Source organism: Paraburkholderia sp. UCT31 (assembly GCF_014397655.1).
Taxonomy (GTDB): domain Bacteria; phylum Pseudomonadota; class Gammaproteobacteria; order Burkholderiales; family Burkholderiaceae; genus Paraburkholderia; species Paraburkholderia tuberum.
On record NZ_VZQP01000166.1, the window covers coordinates 1 to 1,678 of the forward strand.

Below are 1,678 nucleotides of genomic sequence, written 5' to 3' on the forward strand. Positions count from 1 at the left end.
TCAGGTCACGTTGATCGACAAAAGTGCAACCCATATCTGGAAGCCCATGCTGCACACCATCGCGGCAGGCACTCGCGATGTCCAGCAACAGCAGGTCATCTATCTCGCCCACGCCCGCGACCACGGCTTCAACTATCAGCCGGGCGAAATGGAAGGCCTGGACCGCAATGCGCGTATCGTCAAGCTGGCTGCGCTGCGTTCGCCGTCGGGGGAGGTCGTGATCGGGCCGCGCACGGTCGAATACGATGTGCTGATTCTTGCGTTAGGCAGTCGCGCCAACGACTTCGGCACACCAGGCGTACTTGATCATTGCCATTTCATTGACAGCCAGGCACAGGCTGAAGTCTTCAACGAAGCATTGCGAATCCGTATATTCCGGAGCGTTGTGACGAATAGCCCGTTGCGCGTGTCTATCGTCGGCGCCGGAGCGACCGGCGTCGAACTGGCAGCGGAATTGAGCCGCTTACTCGAAGTGGCGTCGAGTTACGGCGACCCCGGCGTCCGCTCACGTCTGAACCTCACCCTTTATGAAAGCGCACCGCGCGTACTGGCGGCATTTCCGCCCGCGGTGTCGGAGTCCAGCGAGGCACAGTTACGGCATATCGGTTTCACGGTACGAACGGGCACGCGAGTGACCGCCGCCGAACCCGATGGATTCCGGCTGGCCGACGGCAGCAAGCAACCGGCGGATCTGATGGTATGGGCGGCGGGCGTCAAGGCCTCTGATTTTCTAGGCAAACTGGATGGCATCGGGAGCAATCGTTCCAACCAGATCATCGTCAGGCCAACCCTGCAGGCGCAGGGTGACGACGCACTATTCGCCCTCGGCGACTGCTCGACGTTGACGCTCGCCGGCAATGAACGTCCTCTCGCGCCCACGGCGCAGGTCGCCACGCAACAGGCACAACACCTCGCAAAGCACTTGCCGGACTGGCTCGGCGGTGGTTCATTGCCCGACTTTGCATTTCACGACTTCGGCGCGCTCGTGTCGCTGAGCGACTACAACGCTTTTGGGACGCTCGGGCAGTTCGGATTCTTCCGCGGCGGGTTTATCAAGGGCCGATTCGCGCAGCTCAGTCACGCCATGCTCTATCGACAACATCAGCAGGCTTTGCACGGTTTCGGCACGGCCATGATGCTGTGGACTGCCGAGCGGATTAACGGCTTCGTGCAGCCAAAGATACGGCTGAGCTGAACGCCACCTCACTTTTGACGGGAGTACTGCCATGGATCAATGCGTGACGGCCGACACTGCATGGCAGCGCGCAGTGGGCCAACTCGATTGGGGATGCGCGCAACAATTGGCGGCTCGGGTCAGGCATATAGTCGATTCGCGTGGATCGAGCAGTCTGCCGGCCAAGAATGGCGACGTTGCGATCGCGCTGCTCGATCGACCCAGTCCACGAACAGCCACCGTATCGTGGAGCGACCCTCGAGGTTGCAAGTACGGCGAGCAGCTTTGGCGCCTTGCTACAGCGAAACGATCGGGTATATGCGCTTTGAGCGGACAAGGCATCGCCGCAGGCGATGTAATCTACCGCCCCTCAAAGGTCGAGCCGCCTCCCGCAAACGCGGCTGCCATGATGCTCGCACCATTAGTCGAGCTCGCCTTTAGCGATCCATCCTGTTGATTTTCGCGGGCGTGTTTCGCTGTTGATCCTTCCCGGATCAACACTGC

Annotated in this window: 2 protein-coding genes; both read left to right on the plus strand. The window is 60.7% G+C overall.

Annotated elements, in window-relative coordinates; all coding sequences use genetic code 11:
* On the plus strand, positions 1-1,195 hold a 1,195-nt coding region (locus F6X40_RS41370), incomplete at its 5' end, for an NAD(P)/FAD-dependent oxidoreductase (RefSeq protein ID WP_187631877.1).
* 31 nt (positions 1,196-1,226) lie between these two features.
* Entirely contained in the window at positions 1,227-1,631 is a 405-nt protein-coding gene (locus F6X40_RS41375; protein ID WP_222946317.1) for a DUF3331 domain-containing protein, read from the plus strand.
* Positions 1,632-1,678 lie beyond the last annotated feature (47 nt).

Excerpts from the sequence above, each read along its gene's own strand:
- F6X40_RS41375 (WP_222946317.1), top strand. The coding sequence starts at position 1,227 with ATGGATCAATGCGTGACGGCCGACACTGCATGGCAGCGCGCAGTGGGC.